The organism is Actinomyces wuliandei, from assembly GCF_004010955.1.
Lineage (GTDB): Bacteria > Actinomycetota > Actinomycetes > Actinomycetales > Actinomycetaceae > Actinomyces > Actinomyces wuliandei.
Genome location: NZ_CP025227.1, coordinates 1 through 24,325 on the forward strand (window position 1 = coordinate 1; position 24,325 = coordinate 24,325).

Genomic DNA, 24,325 nt, shown 5'->3' on the forward strand with positions numbered 1-24,325 from the left:
TCACCGGTCTCCCCCAGTTGTGGACAACTCTGTGGACAAACTGCATCATGGCCCACATCAACCAGTATGCTGGTACACCACGCAGTCATGCCTGTCAGGAGTCCATCGTGCCCGATGCAGCCAACACCCAGTGGCTTTCCGCACTGGAGGTCCTCTCCACCTCAGGAGAACTAGGGCAAGGCAAGATGTCGATGATCCGTATGACTCACGTCATCGACGTAGACGGTACTCTCGTTCTTGTTGTGGGATCTGCCTTCGCCAAGGACATCGTGGAGCAGTCACGAGTACCTATCGCTGCCGCAGTCGCCCAGGTCTGGGGGCACTCGGTGCCCATCGAGGTGACCGTTGACACTTCTTCAGAAGGGACCAGTCTTAGCAGGTCCGTCCCCTCCAGACCCCAGGAACCGATCAACCTGGCCACGGCGCGCCCACCCCATGACACCGCTTCGGGCCACAACGGGATGCCGCTGAGCGCTGGCTACCGGACTAACCCACCAAACGACGGTACCGACATCTACCCTCAGACCCCCTCTGCCGACGAGTACGCCGTACCGCCTGGCACGGTACCCGTCCCCACCAGGGGTGAACCCGCTCCCGGTGCAGGTCACCCCAGCATCCCCCAACCCCAGGGAACGACTTCCTCGTCCATTGTTCCCTCAACTACTGGTACCTCAGCCACCAGGACCTCTCACCGTACCGCTGCGTCCTCCTCCGCAGTGACGTACCCACCTTCCTCAGCCCTGCTGACCCCCAACGCCGCTGACGACATCTCCCAACTCAACCCGCGCTACACCTTTGACACCTACGTGACAGGCTCCTCTAACCGGTTCGCCCACGCCACTGCCCTCGCCGTGGCCGAGGCACCTGCCCGCGCTTACAATCCTTTATTTATATACGGGGGATCGGGCTTGGGGAAGACACATCTTCTCCATGCTATCGGACACTACTCACGAACGCTTAACCCTGGCATCCGTGTCAAGTACGTCAACTCTGAGGTCTTTGTCTCAGACTTCATCGCTTGCGTGCGCGACGGCAACCAGGACGACGGCCGCATGGAAGGATTCAAGCGACGCTACCGCGAGGTAGACATCCTTCTCGTCGACGACATCCAGTTCCTCCAGGGGAAAGAGTCCACCCTGGAGGAGTTCTTCCACACCTTCAACTCTCTGCACTCCTCCGGCAAGCAGGTGGTCCTTACCTCCGACCAGCCTCCTAAGGCGCTGGGAGGTCTCGACGAGCGCCTGCGGTCACGCTTCGAGTGGGGCCTGCTAGCCGATGTCCAGCCTCCCGACCTGGAAACTCGTATCGCGATACTCTCACGCAAGGGATCTGCCGAGGGCCTTGATCTTCCCCTGGACGTCCTGGAGTACATCGCCTCACGCGTCACGACCAACATCCGTGAGCTCGAGGGAGCGCTTATCAGAGTCACCGCCTTCGCCTCCCTCAACAAGCAACCAGTAGACCACACGCTGGCAGAGATGGTTCTAAAGGACCTCATCTCTGACCCGGAGGGACAAGAGATCACGGCCTCGCTCATCATGGCGCAGACCTCTGACTACTTTGGTATCACCATCGACGACCTGTGCTCCGCCAACCGCTCCCGCACGATCGTGTCCGCCCGCCACATCGCCATGTACCTGTGCCGCGAGCTCACCGACCTCTCGTTGCCCAAGATCGGTCGTGAGTTTGGGGGACGCGACCACACCACGGTCATGAGCGCCGACAAGAAGATCCGCACCCTGATGGCTGAACGCCGCTCCACCTTCAACCAGGTCACAGAGCTGACCAGTCGGATTAAGCAGGCTGCACAGTCCCCACAGCACTGATCCGACCTCGCCTGACGACCAGCCAACTGGTCGGATCGGGCAGCTGTCGCCGCTGCGTGACCCCAGTCCGAACAGAGGCCACACCCTGGACGGACACACCCTGGACGGACACGCTGCCCCAGACAGAGCAACCGTCGTCGGCGCGACTCATGTGGACGTTGCTGGGGAGGACAGGTGGACGACGGCCCGACACAGTGTGGAGAGACAGAAGCAGGCTGTGGAACTACATCTCTGTCACTACCTGGTCTCCACTGCTCCTACCACTTCCTCACCAGAACCACTCCTTTGTGGTTCCACAGAGATCGCCGCAGCGTTCCCGTTCAAGAACCGGTTCTCCCCAGGATCCACATGTGCTACTACACCTACAGACCAAGAAAACCTCGAGCACGAAGCACGGCACAGCCACCGGGACTCCATCGGCTCCTCGAACCTGCTTGAGGGGGACCCAAGGTGCCTCACACGTCACTCGTCTCGAGCCTCCTGGTGCCGAGGTATACGCGGGGTGGGGCTGTCAGACCAGTGGTGAGGTGCCGTCTAGACTTCTGTGTACGGGTCACTGCCACGGGCCAGCCCGTACCCGCGACCCCGCTCCGCCCCACCGCCAGGGATCACGGAGCCAGGAACCAGGAAGACCGACAGGAAGGCATCCACCGTGAAGCTCAGGGTTGATCGTGACGTCCTCGCTGAAGCTGTGACCTGGACCGCTCGTTCCGTCCCGGCTCGTCCGCCGGTACCTGTCCTGGCCGGAGTGCGCCTGGAGGCCGCAGGGGCAACCTTGGTCCTGGCCTCTTTTGACTACGAGGTGTCGGCACGTAGCGAGATTGCCGCCGAGGTAGAGGAGGAGGGCGTCGTCCTGGTGTCGGGGAGGCTGCTTGCCGACATCGCCAAGTCCCTGCCCAACAAGCCCGTGGAACTTGAGGTCAAAGGTACCAAGGTCACTGTCACCTGCGGGTCGTCACGCTTCTCCCTGGCCGCCATGGCAGCCGACGACTATCCTGCCCTGCCTGCCCTGCCTGCCGTGGCGGGGACAGTAGACGCTCATGACCTGGCCCGGGCAGTGGCACAGGTCTCTGCCGCAGCCTCACGTGACGACACCCTCCCTCTGCTCACCAGCGTGCAGATAGAAGTTGAGGGGGAGTCACTGGTCCTGATGGCCACTGATCGTTACCGGCTCGCGATGCGTGAGATGACATGGAACCCGTCGCACGCGGAGATCTCCACGACAGCACTGCTCAAGGCCCGAACCCTGTCTGACGTCGCCAAGTCCCTGACCTCCTCGGGTGAGATCACCCTTGCCCTATCTGACGACAGCACCTCGTCGGGGCTCATTGGTTTCGAGGCAGGCGGACGACGAACCACCTCCCTGCTCACTGACGGTGACTACCCGCCTGTACGTCGGCTGTTCCCAGAGACGACGACCATTCACGCCACCGTCGGGACTGAGGAGCTTATGGCTGCGGTCCGGCGCGTCAGCCTGGTTGCTGAACGGTCAACACCTGTCCACATGACCTTCACCCAGGGTGCACTCTCCCTTGACGCAGGTCAGAGTGACGACGCACAGGCCTCCGAGCAGCTTGTGTCCCACCTTGAGGGCGAGGACATCACGACTGCCTTCAACCCTGCCTTCCTGCTGGACGGCCTGGGGGCGCTGGAGCATCCTTACGTCAGGCTTGACTTCACGCACTCGTCCAAGCCTGCGGTACTTACCGGCGTCGACTCCGTTGGTGGTGACGAGGACCATCGCTTCCGCTACCTCATCATGCCGATTCGGTTCGGTGCCTGACCGTCCTAAAACGACGTGTACCTCTCCGATCTCTCCCTGGACAACTTCCGTTCCTACGAGAACCTGGTTCTCTCTCTGGACCCCGGGCCCACCGCCTTCGTGGGTCCCAACGGCCAGGGAAAGACCAACCTGGTAGAGGCTGTCGCCTATATGGCGATGCTCTCGTCGCACCGGGCTGGTGCGGACACGGCTCTGGTACGACGCGCTCCTGCTGGTTCTCCCCAGCCTCAGGGAGCTGTTCTGAGAGCAAGAGTGGTGCACACGGACCGTCCTACTGTCCTGGAGATCGAGATCATCGCAGGGAAGGCCAACAGGGCTAGGATAAATCGTGGAAACTGCCGTCCTCGGGACCTGCTGGGAATCCTGCGAGCCGTTGTCTTCGCTCCGGAGGACCTTGCCGTGGTGCGTGAGGAGCCTAGCCTGCGCCGCCGTCTCTTGGACGACCTGGCGGTCACGCTGCGGCCAGGACTAGCAGGTGTGCTTGCCGAGCACTCCAAGATCCTCTCCCAGAGAGCCAGCCTCCTGAAATCGGCGCGCGCTGCGCGATCACGTGTGGGGGGCAGGGAGTCGCTGCTCTCCACTCTGGAGGTCTGGGACGCCCAGCTCGCTGATGTCGCCTCGCGTCTTATCGCGGCCCGGATCGAGGTGCTACGGCGGCTGCGTCCCTGGGTGGAGTCGTCCTACAGGACGGTCTCCGCAGGGCAGTCCTCCGCCCAGATTGCCTACCGCTCCAGTCTGTGTGCCCACGAAGGGACCGGAGATCCTGACCCACAGCAGGAGGAGACCTGGTATGACACCGAGGAGGCACTTCGTGACCCGGCTGCGGTTGCTGCACGGCTGAGGACGGCGATGGCTCAGCTTCACGAGCGGGAGATTGACAGGGGAGCAAGTCTTGTCGGCGCGCATCGCGACGACCTCAGCCTGTTCCTGGGAGGTCTGCCTGCCAGAGGGTTTGCCTCTCACGGGGAGCAGTGGTCGCTCGCCCTGGCCCTACGACTGGCCTCCTACGAGATGCTGCGCCACGGTGCCGACACCTATGGTGGTGACGCCGAGCCCGTTCTCATCCTTGACGACGTCTTCGCCTCACTGGACCGGCAGCGGCGCCGTGCGCTGGCTGAGATGGTTGCAGGTGCCCGGCAGGTGCTGCTGACGGCGGCAGTGGACGCCGACGTTCCTGCAGAGCTTGACGGGGCGCGTTTTCATGTCCTGGGAGGGAGGGTGACCAGTGGCTGAGCAACGACCTGACTTGGTCCGGCAGCCCCGTCGCGACAACCAGGAGCCGGTTGACGTCCTTGCCCAGCGCTCCCTGGCACGTCAGCGGCGGCGTGCCTGGGAGTCAGGGGAGACCCGGACTCCTGGGCATGGCGTGGACCGTGAGCAGGAGGTGGCACCGTGGGACCTTCGACGTGAGCGTGCCCGTGCTCTGCAGCCGGGTGAGGACCCGGATGACCGTGGACCTGGGTTGGCACGCGGGCGGGACCGACCCGGTCCCACTCCCTACGACCCGTGCACGGGCCGCGAGGAGCTGCACCGTATTGTCGCTGGTCACGGATGGGCGGACAGGCTTGCTGTAGCGTGGACCGTGTCGCGATGGCCCAGTATTGTGGGAGAACAGGTTGCTCAGCACTGCACTGTGGAGTCTTTTGACACCGACCAGGTTACTGTGCGTGCCTCGTCCTCCAGCTGGGCCCAGCAGCTGCGGTTGCTTCAGCCCACTATCGAGGCGCGTGTCGCCGAGGCGATGAAGTCGGCACCTGGAGGCACGGCGGACGTGAGGAGTCGTCCAGGGCAGACTGGGCGACGCTCGCCTGTGGCGCTGCGGATTCTCGGGCCCGCAGCACCGAGCTGGCGACATCGAGGAGTGGGGCTACACGGCGCGCGTGGTCCTCGCGACACTTACGGGTAACTTCTTTATAACTGAGGTGACCACAGGCACGTCTCTGAAGACCTCTCGGTTACGGAGCCGTGCGTCCTCCTGAGCTAGGATACCCCCAAGCGCCCACGGTGCGCCCATGACCGTCCAGATGTACAAGTACCTCTTGTAGCGCGGTGTCCAGACAGGATCGGCTCAAGGAGGGAGCGGGGCGGGGACATCGGACCACCCAGGTCCCTTCTGCGCACAGAACGAGGAGCAACTGACACGTGTCTGACCAGGACATCATGACGACTTCCGAGGCTGCGTCCTCAGGAGGCCTTGATCCGACGGCATCAGGGAGCAAGGACTACGGAGCCTCGGACATCACTGTCCTTGAAGGGCTTGAGGCAGTTCGTAAGCGTCCCGGTATGTACATCGGGTCCACCGGTGAGCGTGGTCTGCACCACCTGGTCTACGAGGTAGTGGACAACTCGGTGGACGAGGCCCTCGCCGGATACTGCGACCACATTGAGGTCACTCTCCTGGCCGACGGCGGTGTACGCGTGACGGACAACGGGCGAGGTATCCCCGTAGACAACCACCCTACTGAGCAGCGGCCGACCGTGGAGGTCGTCATGACGATACTCCATGCCGGAGGAAAGTTCGGTGGTGGTGGCTACGCGGTGTCTGGCGGCCTTCACGGGGTGGGGATCTCCGTGGTCAATGCTTTGTCCACCCATGTAGAGACGGAGGTTCGTCGGCAGGGGTACGTGTGGCGCATGTCCTTTGCTGAGGGCGGAAAGCCGGTGACCGACCTTGTGCGGGGAGCACCTACGCAGGACACGGGGACGACTCAGACCTTCTACCCTGATCCTGCTGTCTTCGAGACGGTCAGCTTTGACTATGAGACCCTGCGCCGACGGTTTCAGCAGATGGCCTTCCTCAACAGGGGCCTGCGTATTACGTTGACGGACGAGCGCGCCGGCGTGCAGGACTCCGGGGACGAGATAACCGGGGACGAGGCCGGGCCTGCTGACGACCCGGTTGTGGGACACCGTGGCGTCAGCTACTGCTACGAGCACGGCCTGCGAGACTACGTCGCCTTTCTCAACACCTCTAAGAAGACGGACCTGATCCACCCTGAGATCATCGCCTTTGAGGCTGAGCAGGTTGCAGAGGACGGACGGTCTATCAGCCTAGAGATCGCTATGCAGTGGACCAGCGCTTACTCGGAGTCCGTGCACACCTATGCCAACACCATCAACACGACGGAGGGCGGTACCCACGAGGAAGGCTTCCGCACGGCGCTGACGACCCTGGTCAACAAGTACGCCCGTGAAAGGGGGCTGCTCAAGGACAAGGAGGACAACCTCACTGGCGACGACGTCCGTGAGGGACTGACTGCAGTTATCTCGGTCAAGCTCTCAGAGCCACAGTTCGAGGGGCAGACCAAGACCAAGCTCGGTAACACTGAAGCCCGTACCTTTGTTCAGCAGACAGTCTATGCCCAGCTCGGTGACTGGCTTGACTCCCACCCGGCTGATGCCAAGGCTGTGGTGGCCAAGGCTATTCAGGCCGCTACCGCGCGACTGGCTGCTCGTAAGGCACGGGAGGCCACTCGGCGTAAGGGGGTCCTTGAGTCCGCCTCCATGCCGGGCAAGCTGCGTGACTGCTCCTCCCGCGTGGCTGAGGAGTGCGAGATCTTCATCGTCGAGGGCGACTCTGCCGGGGGGTCCGCCGTGGGCGGGCGCGACCCGGAGCACCAGGCGATCATGCCGATTCGGGGAAAGATCCTCAACGTGGAAAAGGCCAGGCTGGACAGGGCACTGTCGTCGGAGACGATCCGTAGCCTCATCACAGCCTTCGGCACAGGTATTGGTGAGGACTTCGACATCTCCCGGCTGCGCTATGGCAAGATTGTCATCATGGCTGACGCCGACGTCGACGGACAGCACATCGCCACGCTCTTGCTGACACTCCTGTTCCGGTACATGAGACCTCTCATCGAGCACGGGCACGCCTATATCGCCATGCCCCCTCTGTACCGGCTCAAGTGGGTTGGTGCTGATCACGAGTTCGCCTACTCGGACGCCGAGCGTGACCAGCTTCTTGAGGCTGGGTGGGCAGCCGGTCGGCGTCTGCCCAAGGAGGGCGGTATCCAGCGCTACAAGGGTCTGGGTGAGATGAACGACCATGAGCTGTGGGAGACAACGATGGACCCAAGGAGCCGGGTCCTCAAGCAGGTCACCCTCGACGAGGCGGCTGACGCTGACGAGACCTTTGCCATCCTCATGGGCGACGACGTCGAGCAGCGTCGCTCCTTTATCCAGCGCAACGCGACAGATGTGCGCTTCCTTGACATCTGAGCACCCTGGTACTCATGACCCGCTGACTGGTCCTGGGCCGAGGCCGTCTCGTGCCCCTGGTTGTCCAGGCGCCAGGTGGACACCGAAACACAAGACCGAAGGAAATCCGTGAGCGACGATAACACCACCGGCATCGACGGTACTAAGGAGACGGATCACGACCGTATCCAGCCGGTCGATCTGCAGATGGAGATGCAGCGCTCCTACCTTGACTACGCCATGAGCGTCATTGTCGGACGTGCGCTGCCGGACGTGCGTGACGGGCTGAAGCCTGTTCACAGGCGCGTTCTCTATGCCATGTACGACGGCGGGTACCGGCCTAGCGCCTCCTTCTCCAAGTCCTCCCGCGTGGTGGGTGACGTGATGGGGAACTACCATCCCCACGGGGACAGTGCCATCTACGACGCCCTGGCTCGTCTGGTCCAGTGGTGGTCTCTGCGCTACCCCCTGGTGGCCGGTCAGGGAAACTTTGGTACCCCGGGAAACCTGGGCCCGGCCGCACCCCGTTACACCGAGTGCAAGATGGCTCCCCTGGCCATGGAGATGGTTCGCGACATTGACGAGGAAAGCGTCGACTTCCAGGACAACTATGACGGGCGTAACCAGGAGCCGGCGATTCTTCCCTCCCGGTTCCCCAGTTTGCTGGTTAACGGTTCGGAGGGGATTGCGGTGGGTATGGCCACCCGCATCCCTCCGCACAACCTGCGTGAGGTCGCCAGCGGTGTTCAGTGGTTCCTCTCCCATCCCGAGGCGTCCCGCGAAGAGCTTCTTGAGGCCCTTGTCGCCCGGATTCCTGGCCCTGACTTCCCTACTGGTGCCACGATCTTGGGACGTCGCGGTATTGAGAACGCCTACCGCACCGGTCGCGGCTCGATCACCCAGCGTGCGGTGGTGGAGGTTGAGGAGATCCAGGGACGCCAGTGCCTTGTGGTGACAGAGCTGCCCTACCAGGTTAATCCTGACAACCTGGCCGACAAGATTGCCCAGCTGGTGCGTGAGGGCCAGGTCCAGGGTATCGCTGACATTCGTGATGAGACCTCGGGACGTACTGGTCAGAGGCTGGTGATCGTCCTCAAGCGCGACGCTGTCGCCAAGGTAGTGCTCAACAACCTGTACAAGCGCACCCAGCTGCAGGACAACTTCCCTGCGAACATGCTGGCCCTGGTCGACGGTGTGCCTCGCACCCTGAGCCTGGACGGGTTTGTGCGTCACTGGGTCTCCCACCAGATTGACGTCATCGTGCGGCGGTCACGCTTCCGGCTTCGCAAGGCGGAGGAGCGGCTGCACATCCTACGTGGTCTTCTGGCTGCTATTGACGCCCTGGACGCCGTGATCGCCCTCATCCGCCGCTCGCCTACCACCGAGGAGGCCAGGCAGGGGCTTATGGACCTGCTAGGAGTCGACGAGGCACAGGCTGAGGCCATCCTCTCTCTCCAGCTGCGTCGCCTGGCTGCCCTGGAACGTCTGAAGATCCAGCAGGAGTCTGACGACCTCACCGCCCGTGTGGCCGACCTGCGCGACATTATTGCCAGTCCTGACCGCCAGCGCGGCATCGTCTCCTCCGAGCTGGCGGAGATCGTGGACAAGTATGGTGACGAGCGACGTACGACAATCGTGCCCTTCGACGGTGAGATGAGCATGGAGGACCTCATCCCCGAGGAGGAGGTGGTGGTGACGATCACTCGTTCCGGCTACGCCAAGCGGACCCGTACTGATGCCTATCGGTCCCAGCACCGGGGGGGCAAAGGAGTCAAGGGTGCGGTCCTGCGGGAGGACGACGTGGTCAGCCACTTCTTCGTCACTACGACTCACCGCTGGTTGCTCTTCTTCACCAACTTGGGACGGGTCTACCGGGCCAAGGGCTATGAGCTCCCGGAGGGAGGTCGCGACTCCAGGGGCCAGCACGTGGCGAACCTCCTCGCCTTCCAGCCCGGGGAGGAGATTGCCCAGGTCATGGAGCTCACGGACTACGGGCAGGCAGACTACCTCGTGCTCGCCACACGCCGGGGCCTGGTGAAGAAGACCAGGCTTCAGGAGTACAACTCCAACCGTTCCGGAGGGGTTATCGCTATCAACCTGCGCCAGGACGAGGAGGGAAGAGCCGACGAGCTGGTCTCTGCGCGCCTGGTCTCCGAGGGTCAGGACCTGCTGCTGGTCTCCCACCACGGCCAGTCGCTGCGTTTTCACGCGGATGACGCCACGTTGCGGCCAACCGGGCGTGCGACGAGCGGCGTCACCGGTATGCGCTTCCGGCCGGGAGACTCGTTGCTTGCCATGGACGTCATTGACCCCTCCTGGACGGAGGCGGACCTGTTCGTGGTGACTGAGGCAGGTTACGCCAAGCGAACCAACGTGGCTGACTACCCTGTCAAGGGGAGGGGCGGCCTGGGGGTCAAGGTGGCCAACCTGGTAGAGGAGCGTGGCGAGCTGGTGGGGGCGCTGACAACTGCGCCCAGTGACGAGGTCATGTGCATCATGGCTTCTGGGAAGGTCGTGCGCTCTGCCGTCTGCGAGGTCTCGGTCACCGGAAGGACGACACAGGGTGTGACCTTTGCCAAGCCTGATGAGGGTGACCGCATCATCGCGGTGGCTCGTAACGCCGAGCGGGACCTCGACAGCCCGGAGGTGCCTGAGGCAGCCGAGGATGCTACGAGGCCATCTGACACGGAGGCTCCTGGCTCGGCGCCAGATCTGGCCACTCAGGCAGGCACGGATGCGAGCACCACGGGTGAGGCGGTAGCGTTGACCGGTGAGGAGAGCGAGGTAGAGGCATGAGCCAGCCGATATCCATCCCGCCTGGTGGCGGGCCGCCCCAGCCTGCGGGAGATGCCGTGTCTGTCATGGAGGCGACGTCTTCCGGGTCGGACGCGGAAGAGAAGAAGTCCAAGAAGAAGATCACTGGTCCACGGCGGGTGCGGCTCGCGCTCACCCGGATCGATCCGTGGTCAGTGATGAAGGCCTCCTTCCTGCTGAGCTTTGCAGCAGGGATCATGGTCATCGTGGCCACTGCTTTTACATGGCTGATGCTGGACGCTATGAGGGTCTTCTCCACGATTGAGGACCTGGCCAGGACAGTCGCGGGTGAGGACTCCAACGCCTTCACCGCCCTCATGACCTACCTGCAGCTGCCACGCGCCCTTGCGATGTCAACGATCGTCGCAGTCGTCAACATGATTCTTATCACTGCTCTGGCGACGGTGGGGGCCTTCCTGTACAACATCACTGCCACCCTAGTCGGTGGGATTCATCTCACGCTCGCCGACGAGTAACTGAGTTGGCCGTCCTGGGCTAGGTGAGATAGCCTCTTCCAGTGGCGCGGGCCTATAGCTCAGTCGGTTAGAGCGCATCCCTGATAAGGATGAGGTCGCTGGTTCGAGTCCAGCTAGGCCCACTCCAGCGAAGTCGGTAGGAGATCTAAATGTATAGTCGAGGTCTTGTCCCGATTATGCTTCTTGCGGTTCTGGCTACCGGGACCTACGTCTTGTGGCTGAGACTGGACTCGGGTTGTCGGCAGAGGGCTCCATGGGTGGAAGTTGCTGACCCGCTGGGATGAGGCCAGACGCCGGGGCCATGGCGCAATTGGTAGCGCACCTGCTTTGCAAGCAGGGGGTTACGGGTTCGAGTCCCGTTGGCTCCACGTAGAGTGAAGGGTTTTGCCCCAACTGGTCCCTGGTAGGAACCTGGAGGGGGTGTGACTAGCATCAGGGGAGGTCTCTCGCAGGCCCCAGCAGGCGGCTGCCAGCACAGGTGGAGATAACGAGGCGTTCAGCGCCCTGACACGGCCGGGCAAATCACCGGTCACCGTCAGCAGTCGAGTCCTGAGGACAGCGCAGGGCAAGGGTGACACCTGGACGACCATGCTGCCCCTAAACCAAGGAGGTCTGACGTGGCTACCGCACGATCCTGGCGCAGATATCTTCTCCTCGCTTGGGACATGGTAGTCACTGTGACCCTCATAGTTCTTAGCGCTCTTTTTCTGACAGTCTCCTCGTCAACCCCTAACATTTTTCTGGCCTGGCAGGTAGTTGCTGTCGTGTTTATTGTCTCCTCCTTCGCCATTCCCAGGACGGAGTACTGGATGGGACGACGATGGCGCCCAGGGTGGGCTTGCCTGCTTCCTGTGCTTGCCGGTCTGGTCGGGGTGCAGTCTGCCGTGTGGGCACTCATTTTCCGGTCCTTCACCGACTACAACCTGGCATCAGTTGTTGTCATCGGGCTGTCTGCTACCGGAGTCCTGCTGTCCTGGCTACTGGTTCATATCGGCTTTGCTGAGATCTACGCGCTCATCGACCGTCGGGGTGGAACCCCAGACTTCGCCTTCCCTGGCGAGGAGGACCACACCAGCCTCAAGTACATCTACTTATCGGTGACTATCGGAACGTCATTCGCGGTAAGTGACGTGACTGCCCTGACCCGTCGAGCGCGTACGGCGGTCGTCCTCCACTCGGTCATCTCCTTTGTCTACAACGCCCTCGTGGTTGCGGTAGCCTTCCAGGTTCTGCAGAGCCTGGTGGCCGACGCTTAGGTGTGGGGGCGGGCGTGGCATCGATAGGAGAGTAAGGAGTGTAAGACCTTATGACTAAGGTGGCTCACTACGCGCCAGCCAGAGTCTCCTGGCCCTGGCGACTGACGCCCGGCCGACGCGGCTGAGTCGTTAACCCGGACGGAGAGACAGTCATGCCCAACCCGTGGGAGATCTATGACGCTCTCATCGACTGCCTTCCCGCTGACGTGTGTGTGACCAGCACCGGGCGTGACCTGGACGGGCGGTGCGGCTCATACCTGGACCTGGTCGGGGTGGGACCCGGTACGCTGACCGCGATCTAGGGCGTTGATCGCCGCCATCTGCTCCTGACTCAAGGTAAAGCCGAAGACGTCACCGTTGGTCTTGATGCGATCGTGGTGCACTGACTTGGGAATGACTACGAAGCCTCGCTGAAGATGCCAGCGGATAACCACCTGCGCGGGACTTATCCCCAGGACGTGAGCCGTCTGTATGATCACAGGGTCTTGAAGAACCTTCCCCCGGCCCAGCGGCGACCAGGACTGCGTGACGATACCGAGCTCCTCGTGGACGCTACGAAGAGACTCTTGAGCCAGCCACGGGTGAAGCTCGACCTGGTTGACTGCTGGCACCACTCCGGTGGCCGCAACGATCCGGTGCAGCTGATCGGCGGTGTAGTTTGATACCCCGATCGCCCTGACCCGACCCGAGCAGAGAATCGTGATCATGGTGCGCCAGGTATCTACCAGGTCGATCCCTGCTGACCTGGCCAGTGGCCAGTGCACCAGGAACAGGTCCAGGAAGTCCAGACCCAGGGCTTGGAGGGTGGTGTCAATGCTACGCAGTGCGTCATCCCGCCGGTGGTTGGGGTTGTCGAGTTTGGAGGTGATGAACAGGTGGTCTCGTGGCAGCCCGCTGGCCGCGAGACCACGGCCCACTCCGGCCTCATTGCGGTACATCTGAGCCGTGTCGATATGCCGGTAGCCCAGTTCGAGCGCTGTCAGGACCACGCGCTCAGCATCGGCATCGGTCACTTTGTAGGTGCCAAGCCCCAGCTGGGGGATCGTCTGGGGGCCTGTCGACGACGTAGCGGAGGTTGTACCGTGAACCAGGGGAACAAGATCTGCTGGCAGTCCAGTCATGGTGACAGGATACACAGGAGTGGAGTACAGCACAGGCAGGCGGGACACAGACAGGATGAAGTCACACGAGGGCGGTTATGCCGCACCGGTCACTACGGCACCACCACCGCCTGGGTAGCACCGCCTGGGTAGGTTGGGGCGACAAGTCGGTGCAGAACTGTTGCGAGCAGGAAAAAGCGGTCCTGGGGCACAGTCGCTGCGCCCCAGGACCGCCCGTCCCGCTCAGCCCTCAGGGGCGGGAGGAGCCGGCGGGACGGTCGGCGGCTCCGCGTCGCTGTGCTGAGACGCTTCAGGAGCACCCTCGGCAGGAGTAATGCCGTACCCGGTGTCCTGAGTATCTGTCGAGTCTGCCCAGTACTCCTCTGCCCAGGGGTCCTCCACCGGCTGGCTACGACGCCACATGACGTAGGCGGCGCTGGCTGTCGCACCAGCGAGGGCTAGCCAGCCCAGGGTCTTGAGGACGCGATGCTTCTTCTGCTTCTTCACAGGAACCTCCAATGCGGCGGACTTTGCGGCGACGGCCGCGCGCTGAGCGCGTTCCGTCAGGTTGCCGTCCCCCTGGGCAGCAGCCTGGGCGGCGACAGCGGCACGCTGAGCGCGGGGCACATAGTCCTCCGTGACGCGTAGCCGGGCCTCCTCAACCACAGGTTCCAGTCGGACCTGGGCGTCCTTGGCGACACGAGAGACGTCCTCACAGGCTTTGCTGACGTGTGGTGCCAGCCACATAGCAGTACGTGCAGCCTGCTCAGCGACCGCCTCAGCAAGAGAAGTAGCCCTCTGACGGAGTTGATCACTGTCGATCTTTGCGTGGGTCTTGCAGCACGTCTTCTTGCAGCACGGCATGATGTCGCTCCCTCGCTCGGGACGGAAGGTAGAACAGAAACTATGGTCGCACTGTCGAGGTGGTCGTGCCCAACGGCGGAACCAGGGTTTTGCCTGGGGTGAACAGCGTAGCGGTCAAGGTTGCGACTCCTGCTCCAAGGGCCAAGCCGTGTAACCATGGCTCCCATGGAAGCGACTCTTCACACGAACCACGGTGACATCCGCCTTGAGCTCTACCCTGAGCAGGCCCCTGAGACCGTCTCCAACTTCGTAGGGCTGGCGACAGGCGAGAAGGCGTGGACTGACCCGCGCACAGGAGAAGAGTCCCACGCGCCACTGTACGACAACGTCATCTTCCACCGGGTGATCCCGGGCTTCATGATCCAGGGGGGTGACCCCCTGGGGACCGGCACTGGCGGTCCGGGGTACGTGTTTGACGACGAGATCGACCCCTCCCTTACCTTTGCCGCCCCCTACGTGCTGGCTATGGCCAACGCTGGCAGGCGGCTGGGCAAGGGGACCAACGGCTCGCAGTTCTTCATTACCACGGCGCCCACTGAGTGGCTCCAGGGCAAGCACACGATCTTTGGCGCGGTGACGGATGCGGCCTCCAGGCAGGTTGTCGACGCTATTGCCAGCGTCACGACCGACCAGCGTGACCGTCCTGTGGAGGACGTCGTCATCACCTCCGTGTCTGTCATGCCGTGAGCCGCGTTCACTCGGTGCTGGTCGTCACCCTGGGGCCGCCTCTACCGGGCAGGTGGTCGGCTCCTGCCCGGCCGTGTCCCTGCCAGCCCCAGCCGGTCCGGTGTGCAGGCGTCCGAACGGCACGATCGCACAGGAAATACAGATGACCCAGCAGCCTGTCCCCACCCCGCCTGTCTGTCCTCGGCACCCGCAAACTGCCGCCTACGTGCGTTGCCAGCGTTGTGGTCGCCCAGTGTGTCCCGAGTGCCAGGTTCCCGGTGCTGTCGGTGTCCACTGCGTGGACTGCGCACGGGCCTCTGAAGCAGGTCGGCGGCGCGTACGCACCATCCTGGGGGGCAGGCCGACGTCGGGTACCACTGTGACCAATGTGCTGATCCTGGCCTGCGTCGTGGTCTATGTCGGGCAGTTCCTCCTCCAGATGGCCTCTGTCCCGCTAGACCGCCTGCTCGGATTCGTCCCGGCTGCTGCCCTGGAGGAGCCGTGGCGGTTCCTGACCACCGCCTTTCTCCACGGGGCACCGCTTCACCTGGCATTCAACATGTGGGCGCTGTGGGTCCTGGGCTCCGTCCTGGAACCGGTGCTGGGGCGCTGGCGGTTCGTCGCCGTCTATCTCCTGAGCGCCTTGGGCGGGTCTGTCATGATCTACCTGCTGGCCTCCCCGACTTCCCAGGACTGGGTTACCTTGACGGTCGGTGCCTCGGGCGCAGTCTTCGGCCTGTTTGCCACAACGTTTGTGGTGCAGCGCCGCCTCGGGCGTGACACCTCACAGATCGTGGGGCTGCTGGTCCTCAACGCTGTGATCTCATTCCTCGGTGCCAACATCTCGTGGCAGGGGCACCTGGGAGGTCTGCTCACCGGTGGCCTGCTGGCAGCGGTCTTCGCATGGGCGCCCAGGGACAGACGAGGCCTGTACGGTGTCGCGGCAACAGCCGGTGCTGCTGTGGTCCTGGTGGCTCTGGTGCTTGTCCGGAGCCTCCTGGTCCAGGGGCCTGGGTGACCGTCATTCTCCGCTGGCGGCCGCAGAGGTCGGTCAACGGGTGAATGACATTGATGTACCTTGTCCCCAGGTGTGGACACAGTTGTGGAATTACAGTGCTGTAGTTATCCACATGTGTGTGTTGCCCTGGGGACAGGTGCTGCCTGCTCGGTGGGAGGCTACCCGGCTACCTCCATCGCAGAAGCCCCAGGAAGCCCACCATCATGATGAGGAAGCCGATGTAGAGGTTGCCGTTGAGGAGCCAGTCTGAGGCGTGGTTCTCCTGAAAGTACGGGATCGGGTACTGCCCCTGGAAGAGGTAGGTGATCACGACCCATAGCAGCCCGATGACCAGGAGCGACACCATTGTGGGGGCGTACCAGCGGGGGGAGGAGGTGTCCTTGACCTTGGTAGGGGTGCGGGAGACCCGGTTGGCTGCTGCCCGGGACTGCTCCTCCAGCGCCCTGGCGCGCTTTGCCGGGTTGCCTGACCGTAGTGCGTGCCTCAACTCGTTGTCGGACAGGTGCCGCTCGGCATTCTTCCCAGACTTCTTCCACAGGACCACGTGGGTCTCCTCACTGGCAGCGAGCGGCTCGAAGACCGCCACAAGTACGTATCCCGCCCTAGCCTAGAGCATGGTGCGAGGCATCCTGGACGTCTGTACCGTGATACGTCCACCACGGGAGACCTTGCGCTCATCCTGGTCTGCCAGCAGACTGGGCCTTCCACACCGAAAGAGGTCTGATGTCCAGTACCCATCCTGTGCGTCCCCAGGCGCAGGCTCATAGCCGCAACCGTGGCAGACGTTTCGTCAATGCGGTCCTGACCGGTGTCGGAGAGCTCCTTATCACCTCGGGACTTGTCATCGCCCTGTTCCTGGCCTGGCAGCTGTGGTGGACAGGGATCGACGCCTCGGCCAGCGCTGCTGCTGCTACGACGAGCTTTGAGCGGACCCAGGTGGACTCTCCCAAGGAGGAAGGCACCCGCCACTATGAGGACCCTCCTGCGGTCGAACCGGTCGGAAACGGACAGACAATTGGGATGCTTATCGTACCCAAGTGGTATGGCGTCACCAACAACAACATGCCTGTGATCGAGGGGACGGGATCTGCTGTCCTGGACCAGGCGGCTGCTGGCCACTACCCGGAGACCCAGCAGGTTGGTGAGGTCGGGAACTTTGCCGTGGCGGCCCACCGTCGCACCTACGGCAACTCCTTCAGGCGTATCGACCTCCTGGAGGAGGGGGACGAGGTGATTGTCTCGACGGCCGACACCTGGTACGTGTACACGGTCACCAGCCATGAGATCGTCATGCCTGACCAGGTCGAGGTCCTTGCCCCTGTTCCCGGGGACCTGACGGCGATCCCCACGACCGCCATGCTGACGATGACGACCTGCCACGGGGAGACGACTGGGGAGTGGGGCAACGACCGCCGCTGGATTGTCCACGCCGAGCTCTCCTACTGGATGGACCGCTCTGAGGGGCGTCCCGCATCAGTCCTGAACGACTCGGAGGTGAACTGATGTACGGCTGGATCTGGCGGCACCTGCCCGGACCCTGGTGGCTGCGGGCAGTCCAGGCGCTCCTCCTGGCAGCAGCCGTGGTCTACCTGCTCATGGAGATCGTCTTCCCGTGGGCGAACGAGACGTGGAACCTGTCCGGCAATGCTGACGTGGGTTAGTTGGGCCTCTACGGTGCCAGGGCTGCTAGGCCTCGGCGGTGGAGGGGACGGCGGTAGACGGGAGAGGTCGGAGAGGCAGCTCGTCGCCCGCCCGCTGCCTGAGGACTCCCCTCGCCTCCTACTCCTGCCCCTCTGAGTCCCCCTCGTTGTCGGCAGCCGCCTCCTCAGCGTTGTTCTGAGGACCGTCAGAGAGTGTCAGCCTGACCTGCGTACCACGCTCCACCTCGGAACCTGGTGACGGGTTGACAGAGATGACGTCTCCTGCCGGGACCGAGTCAGAGGAGGCGAGGTCGGCCTCACCGTCGACGCTCAGCCCGGCACCTTCCAGGGCAGACACTGCCTCCTGGTGGCTCATACCAGACACGTCAGGCACGGTGACGGTATCGGCTGTGGAGGCTGCCGTGGCTGAGGGTGTAGCTGTTGGTGTCGGGGTGCCCGCACCGCTGGAGACCACGATGTTGACCTCGGTGCCCTGGGAGACCTGGGTGCCGACTGCTGGGTCCGAGGAGATCACCGTGCCCTCGGCGACACTGGCGGAAGGTTCCTGGCTAACATTGCCGACACTCAGACCGACAGATGTCAGTGCCTCACGGGCCTCCGCCTGGGTCATTCCGGTCAGGTCCGGGACCTGGGTCTCCCCGGTGGACAGGACCAGGGACACGGTAGAACCGCGCTGAACCGGGTTGCCAGCAACAGGGTCGGTGCGAATAACCCTGTCCTTGGCGACAGTTCCGGAGTCCTCTGTCGTGGCGTTGCCGACCTGAAGCCCGGCCTCCTCAAGGGTGGTGCGGGCCTCGTCCTGGGTCTTGCCGGAGACGTCGGGCACGTCGACCATGGCTGAGCCCCCCGAGAAGTAGATGACCACGGTGGTACCCGTTACGGCGGCAGTCCCTGCCTCGGGGTCGGAGGAGACGGCAAGACCCTCGGCGATCGTGTTGTGCGAGACGTCCTCGCCACGGCTGAAGACCAGTCCGACCGTCTCTACGGCCTCTCGGGCCTCGTCCTCGGTCATCTCAGCAACGTCAGGGACGGCGACCTCCGTCGGGGAGGCCGAGGGCTCAGGAGCAGAGTCGCCTCCGATACGGCCCGAGGCGTACAGTCCTGCGACCACTGCGGCCGCCAGGAGCAGGGTTACCAGTAGTACACGCAGCCACAGGCGCCCCCTGCGCTGTGAGGGTGCGGACTGCGTCGTGCCGGAGGAGTCCGCCGGTGCCGGAGCCTGGGAGCCGACCGCCTGGGCGGCAGCGGGAGCAGCCACAGATGTCGCTCCAGCGGCTGCCCAGGAGTCTGCGGCCGGTGCGGCTACCGCCAGTCCCTGGGCGGCCGCCTGCAGGTCAGCGCGCATGTGGGCAGCGTCCTGGTAGCGGTCCTCCCGGCTCTTGGCCAGGGACTTGAGGATGACCCGGTCCAGGGACTCGGGCACGTCCGCCGCCAGTGCCGAGGGGCGACGAGGGATCTCACGCACGTGCTGGTAGGCGATGGCGACAGCGGAGTCCCCCTGGAAGGGCGGCTGACCGGTCAGCAGCTCGTAGAGGAGGCAGCCGGTGGAGTACAGGTCGGAGCGGGCGTCGACGCTCTCCCCCCGGGCCTGCTCTGGTGACAGGTACTGGGCTGTCCCGACTACGGTGTGGGTCTGGGTGACGGTGGAGGCTGAGTCCTCAATGGCGCGGGCGATACCAAAGTCCATGACCTTGACCGACCCGGTCGAGGTCAGCATGATGTTGCCAGGCTTGATGTCGCGGTGGACAATGCCTGTGCGGTGGGAGTACTCCAGGGCGTCAAGCACGCCGGTGACGATCTCCACGGCCTCGGTGATAGGGACCGCCTCGCCCTCGCTGAGGAGCTCGCGCACAGAGTGGCCCTCGACGTACTCCATGACAATGTAGGGGACCAGCCTGACGGCACCAGAGGACTGTGGCAGCTCCTCCTCGCCGGAGTCGTAGACGGCGACGACCGCCGGGTGGTTGAGAGCGGCAGCGGACTGCGCCTCACGGCGGAAGCGCTCCTGGAAGGTGGGGTCGCCAGCAATGTCTGAGCGCAGCAGCTTGATGGCTACCCAACGTGACAGCCGGGTGTCGTAGCCAAGGTGCACCTCGGCCATGCCTCCACGTCCGATGAGGTCGCGGATCTCGTAGCGGCCCGCGAGGACCTGGGGGAACTGACTGGTCACAGTACCTCCTTGACAGGGAAACCGGCACGCGAGGTCACCGTCGTCGAGGCCTCGGGAGCTGAGTCAAGCGTACCCAGGCCTGCCAGGACCGTGGTCACAGCCAGAACGAGGACGAAGAACCGCAGGGACGGCAGACGCATGCCCATGAAACGGCGGCCAGAGGCGTGCCTGGGACTGCCTTCCGGGGCGTCCTCAGAGTCCTGCTGGTGCCGGGTGCTCCCGGGCTGGCTGACGGCCTTGGGCGTCGTGGCTGCACCGGGTGTCTGCGAGTACGCGGGCCGGGTTGTCTGTCCCGGCCGGGTCGGACGGACTGAGGACACAGAGCCCTCGGTAGAGCCCTCGGGCTGAGGAGCCTGGTGCCTGAGCTCCTCGCGGCGGCCTGTCGCCTCCCAGCCCGGGGTCCCAGTAGGTGCCCAGGGCTCAGGTGGCAGGTTGACCACGATCCGGTCCAGGGTGCGGGCCACCTCCCGGGCCGAGGCCGGGCGGTCCTTCGGCTTCTTCGCCAGCAGGCTCAAGACGACGGCGCTGACCTGGGGAGGCAGGGTGTCCGGAAGCGGAGGGACGTCGTCGTTGACGTGGGAGAAGGCGATATCCACCTGGGTGGCGCCGGTGAACGGGCGTCGTCCTACTAGTGCCTCGTAGGCGATAATCCCCAGGCCGTAGAGGTCCCCGGCGGGAGTGGCCATGTTGCCCATAGCCTGCTCAGGGGCGAGGTACTGGGCTGTGCCCATGACCATGCCGGAGGCGGTCATCGGCCGCTGGTTCAGGCCGGTGGAGATGCCGAAGTCAGTGAGCTTGGCCAGGCCCTCACGGTTGATGAGGATATTGGACGGCTTGACGTCACGGTGCACGACACCGGAGTCGTGCACGACCTGGAGAGCGCGGGCGACCTGGGCCAGGACGGGCAGGATCTCCGAGGGAGGCAGGGTGCCCCTCTCCGTCAGGATGTCGGACAGCGCCCTGCCCTGGACAAGCTCCATGACGATCCAGCCCGTCCCCTCCTTCTCTCCCGAGTCCAGGACCACGGCAAGGTTGGGGTGCCGCAGGCCGCGGGAGTTGGTGGCCTCGGCACGCAGACGTGACAGGAAGATCTCATCACCAGCCAGCTCTGGTCGCAGGATCTTCACGGCAACAGCCCGGCCTGAGCGTAGGTCCGTGGCCCGCCACACCTCACCCATGCCTCCCAGGGCGATGCGCTCCACCAAGGTGTAGCGGCCCTGGAGCTCCAGACCTACTCGGGGTCTCACTGCTCCACCACCGCGTCAATCACCGTGGCGGCAATAGGGCCGGCCAGGGAGCCGCCGGTAGCGGTGGAGTCGGTGTCGGCGCCTCCGTCCAGCACGACAGCGACCGCCACGTCAGGGCTGTCGATATCCGTCCCGGCGAAACCGACGAACCATGTCGTCGGGCCGCCCTCGTCCGCCCCGGTCTCCGCAGTACCAGTCTTGCCAGCCACCGTCACGCCCGCCACCTGCGCGGTCCGCCCGGTACCGTCAGCCACGGTCTGTTGCATCAGCTGAGACAGGGAGGCAGCCGTGTCCGTGTCGATCGGGGTTCGGGCCACGGACGGAGAGGTCGTGTCCACGACGTTGAGGTCGGAGTCCAGGGTTCGAGAGACCAGGTAGGGAGACATCTGGGTGCCGTTGTTGGCGACGGTGGCCGCGACCATGGCCATCATCATCGGCGTCGCCCGCACTGAGGCCTGGCCGATCCCAGCCATGGCGGTCTGGGCCTCGGAGGTGTTCGCGGGATAGGTCGAAGGCGTGACCGTCAGGGGGACCGACAGGTCACTGTCGAAGCCCCAGGCGCTGGCCTCTTCGGCCAGCTCCTCCTCCCCCACATCGATAGCCAGCTGCGCGAAGGGCGTGTTGCAGGACTCCATGAAGGCGTAGGCAAAGCTGACTGAGCCGTTGCCGCAGGACTCCCCGGCGTAGTTGCTCAGTGAGTGGCTGGTTCCCGGCAGGGTGATCGTGTCCGGGGCGCTGACCTCGGAGTCGGGGGTGACCGTTCCCAGCCGCAGTGCCGCAGCGGTGGTGAGGATCTTGAAGGTGGAGCCCGGCGGGTACAGGTCGCCACCGATGGCGCGGTTGGTCAGGGGCTTGGAGGGGTCCTCGTTGAGGGCCTCAAGGGAGGCCTGGGCGGCGCTGCCGTCGTGGGTGGCAAGCGCGCTGGGATCGAAGGAGGGGGTGGAGACCATTGCCAGGACCGCGCCCGTGGAGGGGTCCAGGGCGACGACAGCGCCCTGACGCCCTGCTAGGGCGTCGTAGGCGGCCTGCTGCGCCTGGGGGTTGATTGTCAGCTCCAGGGCGCCGCCGCGCTGGGCGCCCCCGGTGACCAGTGACCTGACGCGAGAGGAGAACAGTGAGGGGTCGTCCCCGTTGAGCACGGAGTTACCGGCGCGCTCCATGGCGGTCATGGAGGCGAAGGAGGTGGCGAAGTAGCCGGTGACCGGCGCGTACACCTCGCCCCCGGGGTAGGTGCGCTGAAAGGCGTAGGCGTCGTCCGACTCCACGGTGTCGGCCACGGCGGTGTCACCGACGAGGATGGGGCCCCTGTCGGTGCCGAACTGGGCGTAGACCGTACGTGAGTTCCGCGAGTCAGTCACAAGCGTCCCGTAGGAGGAGGCCGACTCCCACAGAGCGGGACGTGCCAGCCCCTGCACGCTGGTCAGCGACACCGACAGGGCAAGGAACATCACCAGGACCAGGGTGGTGACCTGACGGATCTGACGGTTCATGTGCTCTCCTGCCCATCGGCTCCTGTGCCACCAGGCGGGGTCTGCCGGAGCCCTCGAACCGGGGTCGGCGGCAGTGCGGCCTGGTGGGCGGACATGCCCTGGTAGGGACCCTGCCACTCAGGTACCTCGTGCGCGTCCGCAGTCGTGATCGTGGTCGTCTCCGCGTCGCTGCCCAGGAATCTGGGGGTGTCCGCGGTGGCATCGCTGTACCCGTCGGGAGTCAGGGGCACCGCCTGCGGGTCTGGGACGGCGTCGTCCATGTCGTTGTCGATGTCGTCATCTATGCCGTCGATGCTGCCGTTGTCGCGGGCGTGCAGGACCTGGCTGCGCAGCGAGCTCGGCAGCTCGGCGGTGTCGATGATCTGAGGTGCCTGGGTGGAGGGGCGGCGGGCGGCGTCAGACAGCCGCATCAGCAGCGCCAGGATGATCCAGTTGGAGATGAGGGAGGAGCCGCCGTAGGCCAGGAAGGGTGTGGTCAGGCCCGTGAGCGGGATGAGCCGGGTGACTCCGCCAACCACCACGAAGACCTGCAGGCCGATAGTGAAGGACAGTCCGGTGGCCAGCAGCTTGCCAAAGCCGTCCCGCAAGGCCATGGCGGTGCGCAGCCCCCTTTGAACCAGGATGAGGTACAGCAGGATGATTGCCAGGGACCCGGTCAGGCCCAGCTCCTCCCCCAGGGAGGCGATGATGAAGTCAGAGTTGGCGAAGGTGACCAGGCTGGGGTAGCCCTCACCCCACCCCGAGCCAACCAGCCCCCCGGAGGCCATTCCGAACAGGCCCGTCACCAGCTGCCAGGAGCCGCCGATGCCGTTGTAGACCTCGGGGTCCATGGCATTGAGCCAGCCGTTGATGCGCTGCTGGACGTGGCTGAGGTGGGTCGCGGCGAACCAGGCGGCGGGCAGGAACAGCAGCCCGCCGATGAGCAGCCAGGAAGGACGGTCCGTGGCCACGTAGAGGACCACGACGAACAGGCCGAACAGCAGCACCGAGGAGCCCAGGTCGCGCTGGAGCACCAGGACGACGATACTCACGCCCCACACCACCAGGAGCGGTCCCAGGTGACGGGCACGGGGCAGGTTCATCCACAGTACGCGGCGTCCGGCCAGTGCCAGGTTGTCACGGTTGGCCACGAGGAAGGAGGCGAAGAAGACCGCCAGCAGCACCTTGGACAGCTCTGCGGGCTGGAAGGACATGGGGCCAATGATGATCCAGATCCGCGCCCCGTTGACCTCTCGGCCGATGAGAGGCAGGAAGGGGAGCACCAGGAACACCAGTCCCAGCCACATGGCCCAGCGGTCCCACCGCCGCAGGTGCCGGTGGTCACGCACCACCAGGACCGCGCAGAAGCAGAGGACGCCCAGGACGGTCCAGACCAGCTGCCTGTTGCCGACGTAGAACTCCGGCTGGTCGTTGCTGAGGTAGGCCAGGTCCAGCCGCTGGATCATGGCCAGGCCGATGCCGTTGAGGGCGACTGCGGTAGGCAGGATCACCGGGTCGGCCCAGGGGGCGGTGCGGCGGACCCACAGGTGGACGACCAGGGCGATGACGGCTAGGGCAGCGCCGAGCTGGAGGGTCTGTGCCGGAGAGGCGCCGGTGCGGTTGAGGGCAGTCAGGACGAAGCCTCCCAGACCGATGACCAGGGCGATGCCAAGCAGCGCTGCCTCCGTCCAGCGGCCGGACCGTTGCGCGGAGCCGGCGGGGTGGATCGTGGCTACGCCCGGGGGGGTGCTGACGGGGGCGGGGGCGGCACTCAT

At 64.5% G+C, this 24,325-nt stretch carries 19 protein-coding genes, 2 tRNA genes and 1 pseudogene; 15 read left to right on the plus strand and 7 right to left on the minus strand.

Going from position 1 to position 24,325, the window contains the following annotated elements; translation table 11 throughout:
- Positions 1–107 precede the first annotated feature (107 nt).
- The 10 genes from dnaA (at position 108) to CWS50_RS00050 (ending at position 12,355) form a co-directional block, all read left to right on the plus strand.
- Positions 108–1,826 carry a chromosomal replication initiator protein DnaA gene (dnaA, locus tag CWS50_RS00005; RefSeq protein ID WP_127841147.1) on the plus strand — a complete coding sequence of 573 codons (1,719 nt, stop codon included), beginning with the start codon at positions 108–110 and terminating at the stop codon, positions 1,824–1,826.
- Positions 1,827–2,478: 652 nt separating this feature from the next.
- Positions 2,479–3,609 (plus strand): DNA polymerase III subunit beta, encoded by a 1,131-nt coding sequence (dnaN, locus tag CWS50_RS00010; RefSeq protein WP_127841148.1) that lies wholly within the window; start codon positions 2,479–2,481, stop codon positions 3,607–3,609.
- 15 nt (positions 3,610–3,624) lie between these two features.
- Entirely contained in the window at positions 3,625–4,842 is a 1,218-nt protein-coding gene (recF, locus tag CWS50_RS00015) for a DNA replication/repair protein RecF (RefSeq protein ID WP_127841149.1), read from the plus strand.
- A 151-nt stretch (positions 4,843–4,993) separates the two neighbouring features.
- Positions 4,994–5,515 carry a DciA family protein gene (locus CWS50_RS13725; protein WP_257493117.1) on the plus strand — a complete coding sequence of 174 codons (522 nt, stop codon included), beginning with the start codon at positions 4,994–4,996 and terminating at the stop codon, positions 5,513–5,515.
- Between the two features lie 254 nt (positions 5,516–5,769).
- Entirely contained in the window at positions 5,770–7,830 is a 2,061-nt protein-coding gene (gene gyrB / locus CWS50_RS00025; protein ID WP_127843103.1) for a DNA topoisomerase (ATP-hydrolyzing) subunit B, read from the plus strand.
- Positions 7,831–7,938: 108 nt separating this feature from the next.
- Entirely contained in the window at positions 7,939–10,605 is a 2,667-nt protein-coding gene (gene gyrA, locus CWS50_RS00030; protein ID WP_127841150.1) for a DNA gyrase subunit A, read from the plus strand.
- Positions 10,602–11,099 carry a DUF3566 domain-containing protein gene (locus tag CWS50_RS00035; protein WP_127841151.1) on the plus strand — a complete coding sequence of 166 codons (498 nt, stop codon included), beginning with the start codon at positions 10,602–10,604 and terminating at the stop codon, positions 11,097–11,099. Before gyrA ends, CWS50_RS00035 begins: the two co-directional genes overlap by 4 nt.
- A 48-nt stretch (positions 11,100–11,147) precedes the next feature.
- Positions 11,148–11,221 (plus strand) — tRNA-Ile (locus tag CWS50_RS00040).
- A 173-nt stretch (positions 11,222–11,394) separates the two neighbouring features.
- A tRNA-Ala gene (locus CWS50_RS00045) sits at positions 11,395–11,467 on the plus strand.
- Positions 11,468–11,716: 249 nt separating this feature from the next.
- Positions 11,717–12,355 (plus strand): DUF1345 domain-containing protein, encoded by a 639-nt coding sequence (locus tag CWS50_RS00050; protein WP_127841152.1) that lies wholly within the window; start codon positions 11,717–11,719, stop codon positions 12,353–12,355.
- A gap of 251 nt (positions 12,356–12,606) precedes the next feature.
- On the opposite strand, the gene CWS50_RS00055 is transcribed toward CWS50_RS00050, so the two are convergent.
- Together CWS50_RS00055 and CWS50_RS00060 are read right to left on the minus strand one after the other, a co-directional pair.
- Positions 12,607–13,476 carry an aldo/keto reductase gene (locus CWS50_RS00055; protein WP_127841153.1) on the minus strand — a complete coding sequence of 290 codons (870 nt, stop codon included), beginning with the start codon at positions 13,474–13,476 and terminating at the stop codon, positions 12,607–12,609.
- Between the two features lie 222 nt (positions 13,477–13,698).
- A complete protein-coding gene (locus CWS50_RS00060; protein ID WP_243118365.1) occupies positions 13,699–14,202 on the minus strand; it encodes a hypothetical protein in 504 nt (167 codons plus the stop codon).
- 282 nt (positions 14,203–14,484) lie between these two features.
- Here CWS50_RS00060 and CWS50_RS00065 point away from each other — a divergent pair, with 282 nt between their 5' ends.
- The 3 genes and pseudogenes from CWS50_RS00065 to CWS50_RS00070 all read left to right on the plus strand — a co-directional run bounded on the left by CWS50_RS00065 (position 14,485) and on the right by CWS50_RS00070 (position 16,003).
- Complete coding sequence (locus CWS50_RS00065; RefSeq protein WP_127841154.1) at positions 14,485–15,006, plus strand: peptidylprolyl isomerase; 522 nt, start codon at positions 14,485–14,487, stop codon at positions 15,004–15,006.
- 142 nt (positions 15,007–15,148) lie between these two features.
- Positions 15,149–15,256, plus strand: a pseudogene (locus CWS50_RS13905) (B-box zinc finger protein); the annotation flags it as partial.
- 108 nt (positions 15,257–15,364) lie between these two features.
- The gene (locus CWS50_RS00070; RefSeq protein ID WP_306821227.1) at positions 15,365–16,003 is read left to right on the plus strand and encodes a rhomboid family intramembrane serine protease; all 639 of its coding nucleotides are present in this window, start codon (positions 15,365–15,367) and stop codon (positions 16,001–16,003) included.
- 166 nt (positions 16,004–16,169) lie between these two features.
- On the opposite strand, the gene CWS50_RS00075 is transcribed toward CWS50_RS00070, so the two are convergent.
- On the minus strand, positions 16,170–16,589 hold the full coding sequence (locus tag CWS50_RS00075) for a cell division protein CrgA (RefSeq protein ID WP_243118366.1): 420 nt from the start codon (positions 16,587–16,589) through the stop codon (positions 16,170–16,172).
- A gap of 137 nt (positions 16,590–16,726) precedes the next feature.
- Between CWS50_RS00075 and CWS50_RS00080 the strand changes: the two genes are divergently transcribed.
- Both CWS50_RS00080 and CWS50_RS12840 read left to right on the plus strand, forming a co-directional pair.
- Entirely contained in the window at positions 16,727–17,506 is a 780-nt protein-coding gene (locus CWS50_RS00080) for a class E sortase (RefSeq protein ID WP_127841156.1), read from the plus strand.
- The gene (locus tag CWS50_RS12840) at positions 17,506–17,664 is read left to right on the plus strand and encodes a hypothetical protein (RefSeq protein WP_164860028.1); all 159 of its coding nucleotides are present in this window, start codon (positions 17,506–17,508) and stop codon (positions 17,662–17,664) included. Before CWS50_RS00080 ends, CWS50_RS12840 begins: the two co-directional genes overlap by 1 nt.
- 118 nt (positions 17,665–17,782) lie before the next feature.
- On the opposite strand, the gene pknB is transcribed toward CWS50_RS12840, so the two are convergent.
- The 4 genes from pknB to CWS50_RS00100 are packed head-to-tail and all read right to left on the minus strand — an operon-like array spanning position 17,783 to position 24,325.
- Positions 17,783–19,834 (minus strand): Stk1 family PASTA domain-containing Ser/Thr kinase, encoded by a 2,052-nt coding sequence (pknB, locus tag CWS50_RS00085; RefSeq protein ID WP_127841157.1) that lies wholly within the window; start codon positions 19,832–19,834, stop codon positions 17,783–17,785.
- Positions 19,831–21,081 (minus strand): serine/threonine-protein kinase, encoded by a 1,251-nt coding sequence (locus tag CWS50_RS00090; protein WP_127841158.1) that lies wholly within the window; start codon positions 21,079–21,081, stop codon positions 19,831–19,833. Before CWS50_RS00090 ends, pknB begins: the two co-directional genes overlap by 4 nt.
- Positions 21,078–22,571, minus strand: a complete 1,494-nt coding sequence (locus CWS50_RS00095) for a peptidoglycan D,D-transpeptidase FtsI family protein (protein ID WP_127841159.1) — start codon at positions 22,569–22,571, stop codon at positions 21,078–21,080. Before CWS50_RS00095 ends, CWS50_RS00090 begins: the two co-directional genes overlap by 4 nt.
- Positions 22,568–24,325, minus strand: coding sequence for an FtsW/RodA/SpoVE family cell cycle protein (locus CWS50_RS00100; protein ID WP_127841160.1), 1,758 nt, complete (start codon positions 24,323–24,325; stop codon positions 22,568–22,570). The genes CWS50_RS00095 and CWS50_RS00100 overlap by 4 nt, the downstream gene beginning before the upstream one ends.